The sequence below is a fragment of the Candidatus Symbiopectobacterium sp. genome, assembly GCF_020054415.1.
Taxonomy (GTDB): domain Bacteria; phylum Pseudomonadota; class Gammaproteobacteria; order Enterobacterales; family Enterobacteriaceae; genus Symbiopectobacterium.
The window spans coordinates 1-8,595 of the sequence record NZ_JAHWCO010000688.1; the positions used below are offsets into that span (position 1 = coordinate 1).

Genomic DNA, 8,595 nt, shown 5'->3' on the forward strand with positions numbered 1-8,595 from the left:
CGCCTGTTTTGGATTAAAATGCTGATCGCTCCGGGATGCATCACCACGCTCTGGATTTAACATACTGATTTTACGTCAAGGGAATCCGCAGCCTTTATGGCTACGCAGCATAATATCTATTTATTCAACAAAGCCCATCAGATTGCCCAGCGTCACCGCCTGCAATACGGCGTTGCCCGCCACGGTCGCGTTGTAATGCCACAGCGTAATGCTGTCCAGGTAGGACATCACCGTGACCAAATCGGACCAAATCGGACCAAATCCAGTAGAGCACGCCGGAGAAAATCAGCAGCAACACCATCGTGGTCAAACGCAACGATTGCTGACCAATCTGATCCAGCGCCAACGGCGGTTCCGGTGCCGATTCGCTGCCCTCAGCCCCTTCTTTATTCAGGTTCTGACGACGCGCCGCAACGCTCAAACCATGGATAGTGGTCAGATAAACCAGGTTCCACACCTGTAACAAATACAGGCTTTCCACCCAACGCACCAGCAGTCGCAGCGTGGTATAGAAGTAGCCGCACACCATCAATCCCAGTAAGACCAACGGAAGGATCGCCATCACGGTAATCACGATCAACCGGATAGTGTGTGTCTCTTTTTCCCGCCAACTGTCACGACAGAGCGGGAACAACAGAATGCCCAACAGGATCAGGTTGCAGAAAATCACAATCTGCCCGATCACGTCATCCACCAGATAGAGCGGTGCTTTCTCGCTGATAACCGATCAGAAGATCAACGGCAGCAGCGCGCCACCCAAACGCAGCGCCTGACGGCGGTAGTGGGCTACCAGTGAAACGCTAAAATTGAAGTGCTGCTCATCGATACCGCCGGGTTTCATCGCCCGATAGAGCAAACCGAACACCAGCCACAGCAGCGCAAACTGCTGACTCATGCCCCACACGGCATCCCCGACGGCGTTTTCGGCATAGTGAAAGCACAGACCAAACGCGAGGATCAGCATAATCACCGGCAGCACCATCACGGTTTCCAATAACAAGGCTTGCGGCGTGTGGCGCTGCGAATCCCGTTTTAGCTGCCCGACATCATTCGACAAGCGCTCGATATAACCGGCGATAAGACGCCGCCGCCAATAGATCAGCCCGCTCACCAGCAGCATCGGTACAATAAAAATTAGCGCCCGTAACGCTCCCTGACGCCAGTCATCCCACTGGAAAGCCAGATTGGAATGACGCACTTGTTGTTTTAATCCCCCGGGCAACTCTTTCAGCCGGGCCCAATCCATCGGTTTATTACTGCTGACCCAGAAAATCTGCTGCGTCAGCGTATGCTGCAATGACGCCGTGACGCTGACCAACTGCTGACGGTTGATTTGCAGGTTAATAGCCAGCATCAGTTGGTTGCCCAGTTGCTTATTAAGCTGGTCGAGCAGTTCACGCCGCGTATCAAGGATCTGGTCCAGCGCATCGTGCACTTCGTCATCCAGTGCAACGCCTTTGTTGGCCACCATCAATTTGCTGATGTATTCGTCACCACGAAACAGCACATCACGCTGCTGATTGATCTCAAACTGCTCCAGACGAAGATCGGCAATTTGCGTACTCATGTCGTTCATGGACGAGGCAGAAGGCAGGTTAAGTTGCTGCTGATACAAGATGCGCGACAGCAACAAACTGCCCTTTAGCACGGTGACCTGCTCTTTAAGGTTACGTTCGGATTGCAGGGTGCGATCGAGCCAGTTCTTCACCTGAATGCTTTCCTGTACCAAAGTATTGCTCGACTGCGTCGCCGCAACCAGACGCTGGCTGAGTTGGTGGTTGCTTTCCATCTCCGCCTTCACCGGCGGGTTGTCCTAGATGCGCTGCGTGTCTTCCGAGGTTTGCGCCTCTTTGGCGGTTTTCTCCGACAGCGTTAGCCGTTTGCCGTTGAGTACCCCTTGCAACGCCTGCACCATTTTCTCTAACTGATTAATCTGGGCAGAGGCATAGTCGCGCAGCTTCTGTAGCAAATCTTGCAGCGTGGTGTTCACTTCTAGGATTTTACGCTGTTGCTCCATTTGCACCCCCACCAAGGCCTGCTCGGTTTGCAGCAGCGCTTGCTGGCTGGCGCGCAGCGCATTCTGACCGGCTTCCACACCGTTGAGCTGGTTGCGAATCTGCTGACTGCGCTGCGACAACGCGGTTAATGCGCTTTGTACACGTTCCGGCTGGGTTTGCAGAGAGAGCAAATGACTGCTGTAATTCGAGAGGTTTTCCTGCGCCGACTGTAAGTTATCCAGCGATTCATTGAGACGGGTTTCAAATTGGCACAACGAGAGCGCCTCAAGCGACGCCGTGGCAACATCATTATTGCTTAACTTAGCCAGATCGTCTGCCGCATGACGCAGTTTGGCGGGCGCTTGCGTCGCCTGTTGCTTTAGCTGTGCGGTCTCCTGGCGTACCCGATCAATGGCATCAAGAGACTCAAGCGTGTGCGTGAGATCCTGCTGCGTCAGCTTATCGGCTTCCGTCAGGCTTTTCTGCTTGCCGAGCGCGTCCAGCAGTCCCTGAATCTCACTGCGCGTGGGAATGTCATTACTGGTCGCAGCCTGTGCAACAGTAGAAAATCCAATGGAAAATAGCACTAAAAGGGCAACGCAGCGGGAAACAATCGATAGAATACGCGGGAAATCAAGGCCGCGAGAGAGGGACTTGCAGTACATGATACGTCGTCAGGCATAAAAAGAATGGCGAAGAATATCACGGTCCTGCACACTAACACACGGAGCAAACCTGACGAAAAAGTAACGATTCATTATAACGGACAGTGTGTTATAACAGATTAAATCTTACTCGGCGTTTTCTTGTACAGGCGTGACGAGCGGCAGTCTGAGTGCCGGGCTGAAACGCAGCATATCAATAAAGCTATCTACCAGGGTTGGCGCCTCCTGATGGATATCAAAGCTTTCAGGCAGAAACAGCCAGTTCTCCAGGATACCGTAGAAATAGGCGCGCAACGTCACTGCGGCACGACGCAAATGCAGATCGGACGGCAGAAAACCCAGTTGAATACTGTGATTGAGGCTATCCTCAATCTGTTCATAGCAGGAGAAATAGAGCGCCTTGCGTGCGTTATACGACAGTAACATTTCACCGACAAACTCACACTTATGGAAATTGATCTCCATTATCGAGCGCCACTGGGTGTCGGTCGTCGTCAAACGCAGCATATAGATCAGTAGCTCACGCATCACATGCAGTGGATTATCAGGGAATTTTGCCTGATACTCAGATTCGAAATCGTTGATTTTCGTCTCGGACAACGTCCAGATAGCATCAAACAACTCAGCCTTGTTTTTGAAGTGCCAATAAATCGCGCCGCGCGTGACGCCTGCGGCGGCAGCGATACCCGCCAGCGACGTGGCGGAGACGCCGAACTTGGAAAAAAGGCGTAAGGCTGTATCAATAATGTGTTGTCGTGTTTCCTGGGCCTGCTGTTTGGTTTTTCGTGCCATGGCGCTGTTTTTTAAAGGAAGCGTGATTTACATACATTCGAGAATGTATGTAACATAACACGCTTGCAGGATTATCGCAGCAATGGGTTTTAGGGCTTGTGATCCATTGGTCAAATTCAAATCGGACACTTGAGGTTTATTTATGAACAAAAACAGAAGGCTTATGCCTCTGGCGGCAGTCCTGATGCTTTCTGGCGGCTTAGCGCTCACCGGGTGTGATAATAAAAATGAAGGTCAGCAGCAAGGCGGCCAGAAAGCGCCTGAAGTCGGCATTGTGACCCTCAAAACACAACCGCTGAACGTGATTACCGAACTTCCAGGGCGCACTAACGCATTCCGCATTGCCGAGGTTCGGCCTCAGGTGAGCGGCATTATTCAGAAGCGTCACTTCGTCGAAGGGAGCGACGTGAAAGCGGGCACCTCTCTGTACCAGATTGATCCGGCAACCTATCAGGCTGCTTACAACAGCGCGAAAGGCTCGCTGGCGCAAGCACAGGCTCAGGCAGAAATCGCTCGCTTGACGGTGAACCGTTACAAACCGCTGGTTGGTACCAATTATGTCAGCAAGCAGGATTACGATCAGGCATTGGCAACACAGCGCCAGGCAGAGGCCAGCGTACAAGCGGCACAAGCCTCTGTGGATTCTGCGCTGATCAACCTGAACTACACCAAAGTGCTCTCCCCTATTTCAGGCCGCGTCGGTAAATCGACGGTCACCGAAGGGGCATTGGTGGCTTCCGGTCAGGCGACAGCGTTGACCAGCGTTCAGCAACTCGACCCGATCTATGTGGATGTGACGCAATCCAGTAATGACTATTTGCGACTGAAGCGTGAGCCGGAACAAGGCACGTTGAAACAAGCCGGTGGCAAAGCTACCGTGCTTTTGTTGCTGGATAACGGCACTGAGTATGCACAAAACGGTACGCTGGAATTTTCTGATGTCACGGTAGACGAAACCACGGGTTCTATCACCCTGCGCGCTATCTTCCCGAACCCACAACATGATTTGCTGCCCGGCATGTTTGTACGTGCACGCCTTGATTCAGGTGTGAACAATGACGCGCTGCTGGTGCCGCAACAAGGCGTGACGCGCAATCCGCGCGGTGAAGCCACCGCCATGGTTGTTGGTGAAGGTAACAAGGTTGAAACACGCACGCTCACGACAGCCCAGGCTATCGGCAGCAACTGGCTGGTGACCTCCGGCCTTAAAGCAGGCGATCGTCTTATCGTGACTGGGTTGCAGAAAATCAGACCGGGCGTGCCCGTCAGAGCAAAAGAGACGGCACCTGGGAATGGTGAAGAAAGACCTGCGCAGTCTGAACCAGCGAAGTCTTAACAGGAGCCTGTAATTCATGGCTAAGTTTTTTATTGATCGTCCCATCTTTGCATGGGTACTCGCCATTATGGTGATGCTGGCGGGGGCGTTGGCAATTATCAAGTTGCCTATCGCCCAATATCCGACCATTGCACCACCAGCCATTGAAATAACGGCGAACTACCCGGGCGCTGATGCTTCTACACTGCAAGACTCCGTGACGCAGGTTATCGAACAGAACATGAACGGTATCGATAACCTGCTCTACATGGCTTCCAGCAGTGATTCATCGGGTACAGTTCAGATTACGCTGACGTTTGACTCGAAAGCGGATCCGGACATTGCTCAGGTTCAGGTACAGAACAAACTGCAACTGGCGATGCCATTGTTGCCGCAGGAAGTGCAGCAACAGGGCGTAAGCGTACAGAAATCGAGCAGCAGCTTCCTGATGGTAGCCGGCTTTATTTCTGAAGACGGTTCACTGACGCAGCAGGATATCGCTGACTATGTGGCGGCCAATATCAAAGATCCGCTCAGCCGTACCAACGGTGTCGGTGGTGTGCAGTTGTTTGGTGCCCAATACGCGATGCGTATCTGGTTGGATCCGAACAAGCTCAATAGCTTCCAGATGACCACTGGTGATGTGGTAGCTGCCATCAAAGTGCAGAACAATCAGATTGCCTCCGGACAATTGGGTGGTACACCGCCGCTGCCGGGGCAGAAGCTTAATGCTTCTATCATTACCCAGACACGACTGAAATCTGCCGATGAGTTCTCCAACATTCTGCTGCGCGTCAACGCTGACGGTTCGCAGGTGCGCCTGCGTGATGTCGCTCGCGTAGAGTTGGGTGGTGAAGATTACAGCGTTATCGCGCGTTACAACGGCCAGGCAGCCGCAGGGGTCGGTATCAAACTGGCAACCGGTGCCAATGCTCTGGATACTGCCTCCGCCGTTAAAGCCGAGTTGGGTAAGTTACAGCAGTTCTTCCCGGCTGGATTGAAAGTGGTTTATCCCTACGACACCACGCCGTTCGTTAAGATCTCGATTAACGAAGTGGTAAAAACGCTGGCGGAAGCCATCGTGTTGGTGTTCCTGGTGATGTACCTATTCCTGCAAAACTTCCGCGCCACGCTGATACCGACGATCGCGGTGCCGGTGGTGTTGTTAGGCACCTTTGCCATCCTTTCTGCCTTCGGTTACTCGATTAACACCTTAACCATGTTCGCCATGGTGCTGGCCATCGGCCTGTTGGTTGATGACGCCATCGTAGTGGTGGAGAACGTCGAGCGCGTAATGATGGAAGAAGGGCTACCGCCCAAGGAAGCCACCAAGAAATCGATGTCGCAGATTCAGGGCGCGCTGGTCGGTATTGCGCTGGTACTGTCTGCGGTATTTATTCCGATGGCGTTCACGGGCGGTTCTACCGGTGCCATTTACCGTCAGTTCTCCATCACCATTGTGTCCGCGATGGTGCTGTCTGTACTGGTAGCGTTGATTCTGACACCGGCGCTTTGTGCCACGCTTCTCAAACCCATCGCGAAGGGCGACCATCACGAGAAAACGGATTTCTTCGGTTGGTTCAACAAGCTGTTTGAAAAGAGCACCCCCCATTACACCGATAGCGTTGCCAATATTTTGCGCAGTACCGGCCGTTATCTGGTGGTCTACCTGCTGATTGTGGTTGGCCTCGCAGTGCTTTTCATGCGTCTGCCAAGCTCCTTCCTGCCGGAAGAAGACCAGGGCGTACTCTTGACTATGGTGCAACTGCCCGCTGGTGCAACCCAAGAGAGCACCGAGCGCGTGCTTGAGCGTGTGACCAAGCACTACCTAGAGAATGAGAAAGACAACGTTAATTCTGTGTTTACCGTTAACGGTTTCGGTTTCTCCGGTCGTGGGCAGAACGCCGGCCTGGTCTTCGCCAGTCTGAAAGACTGGTGCGAACGTCCCGGAGCTGCAAACAAGGTTGGTGCCATTGCCGGTCGGGCTAATGCTGCCTTCTCGCAAATCAAGGAAGCGATCGTTATCGCCTTTAACGTCCCCGCCATCGTTGAGCTGGGTACCGCAACCGGTTTTGACTTCCAGTTGCTGGATCAGGCTAACCTGGGGCACGAGAAGCTGACCGCGGCGCGTAACCAACTACTGGGGATGGCCGCACAGCGTCCTGATACCGTGGTCGGCGTACGTCCAAACGGCATGGAAGATACCCCGCAGTTCCGTATCGATATCGACCAGGAAAAGGCTCAGGCGCTGGGTGTATCTCTGTCGGATATTAACGCCACGCTGGCAACCGCGCTGGGCGGCAGCTACGTCAATGACTTTATTGACCGTGGGCGTGTGAAGAAAGTGCATGTGCAGGCTGATGCGCCGTTCCGTATGCTACCAAGCGATATTGAGCGCTGGTATGTTCGTGGCAGCAACAACCAGATGGTGCCGTTCTCTTCCTTCTCACAAAGCCACTGGACGCACGGTTCACCACGTCTGGAACGCTATAACGGGCAACCGTCCATGCAGATTCAGGGGGAAGCAACCCCGGGTAAGAGTACCGGTGAAGCGATGGCACTGATGGAAGAGTTCGCCAAACAGTTGCCGGAAGGTATTGGTTACGACTGGACCGGGATGTCTTATCAGGAACGTCTGTCAGGTAACCAGGCACCAGCACTGTATGCCATTTCGCTGATTGTGGTGTTCCTGTGTCTGGCCGCACTGTACGAGAGTTGGTCTATCCCCTTCTCCGTCATGCTGGTGGTGCCACTCGGGATCATTGGTGCGCTGCTGGCCGCCGCCATGCGTGGATTGGAGAACGACGTCTACTTCAAGGTAGGGCTATTGACCACCATTGGTCTATCGGCGAAGAACGCTGTTCTTATCGTTGAATTCGCCAAAGACCTCATGGAGAAAGAAGGCAAAGGCCTGGTGGAGGCGACGCTTGATGCAGTACGTATGCGTTTTCGCCCCATCCTGATGACCTCGTTAGCCTTTATCCTCGGCGTAGTGCCGTTGGTAATCAGTTCCGGTGCAGGTTCCGGCGCACAGAACGCTGTAGGTACCGGCGTAATGGGCGGGATGATTACCGCAACGGTGCTGGCGATCTTCTTTGTTCCTTTCTTCTTTGTGGTGGTACGCCGCCGCTTTAGTGAGAAAAATGAAGATATTGAACACAGCCATATCGTTGAAAAACCGTAACTGAGTTATTCCCCAAAGGCCGCGAAAGCGGCCTTTATTTTGCCTACCTGTTTTAACCATCGCTCTGCTGTCACTCCGTCCCCCCCCCCCCCTCAGACACAAGAGGGTTGATCTTGTGTCTGAAGAAGCGCACAATTAGTTATTTTATAACATAACAAAGAGGTTTTTAATGAAAGCAAATATCCACCCGCACTACCGTACTGTAGCCTCTCACGGTATCACTGCTGATGAGTATTTTAGTTCGTGTATTCAATATGTTGATTGCAGTGTGAAATGTCCGGTTTTGGATGTGGAATACAGTGGCTAAAGTTGATGTAAGGTGCCCGTTTTGTGAACAGACATCTCCTGTGAAAAAACACGGTTATGGCAAAAGTGGCCACCAGCGTTACCGTCGTCAGTCATGCAAACACGGATGGCTACAGGGCTTACAACGACGAACTTCCAAAAGTAAAACACATTGTTAGCAAGCTGTATACACACCGTATTGAGCGTGCACATCTGACAGGCTTTGTTGAATAAATAGAACTTTTGGGTAATCATCGGAGCAGATCACCACAGTTGTTTCAAAATCAGGTCTCCATGGCAAAACAAAATTTTAAAATCACCAACTGGCCCTCTTATAACAAGGCCCTCAAGCAGCGC

At 52.6% G+C, this 8,595-nt stretch carries 4 protein-coding genes and 2 pseudogenes; 4 read left to right on the forward strand and 2 right to left on the reverse strand.

Annotated elements, in window-relative coordinates:
- Positions 1–141: 141 nt before the first annotated feature.
- Both QZ506_RS19850 and acrR read right to left on the reverse strand, forming a co-directional pair.
- Positions 142–2,662, reverse strand: a pseudogene (locus QZ506_RS19850) (mechanosensitive channel MscK); the annotation flags it as partial.
- 126 nt (positions 2,663–2,788) lie between these two features.
- On the reverse strand, positions 2,789–3,454 hold the full coding sequence (acrR, locus tag QZ506_RS19855; RefSeq protein WP_291973371.1) for a multidrug efflux transporter transcriptional repressor AcrR: 666 nt from the start codon (positions 3,452–3,454) through the stop codon (positions 2,789–2,791).
- A gap of 142 nt (positions 3,455–3,596) precedes the next feature.
- Between acrR and QZ506_RS19860 the strand changes: the two genes are divergently transcribed.
- The 4 genes and pseudogenes from QZ506_RS19860 (at position 3,597) to QZ506_RS19875 (ending at position 8,472) form a co-directional block, all read left to right on the forward strand.
- Positions 3,597–4,790: an efflux RND transporter periplasmic adaptor subunit gene (locus QZ506_RS19860; RefSeq protein WP_291973373.1), complete on the forward strand. Its 1,194-nt coding sequence runs from the start codon at positions 3,597–3,599 to the stop codon at positions 4,788–4,790.
- A 16-nt stretch (positions 4,791–4,806) separates the two neighbouring features.
- Positions 4,807–7,953, forward strand: coding sequence for an efflux RND transporter permease subunit (locus QZ506_RS19865; protein WP_291973375.1), 3,147 nt, complete (start codon positions 4,807–4,809; stop codon positions 7,951–7,953).
- Between the two features lie 299 nt (positions 7,954–8,252).
- Positions 8,253–8,357, forward strand: a pseudogene (locus QZ506_RS19870) (IS1 family transposase); the annotation flags it as partial.
- On the forward strand, positions 8,317–8,472 hold the full coding sequence (locus QZ506_RS19875) for an IS1 family transposase (RefSeq protein WP_291973377.1): 156 nt from the start codon (positions 8,317–8,319) through the stop codon (positions 8,470–8,472). The pseudogene QZ506_RS19870 and the gene QZ506_RS19875, both read left to right, overlap by 41 nt.
- Positions 8,473–8,595 lie beyond the last annotated feature (123 nt).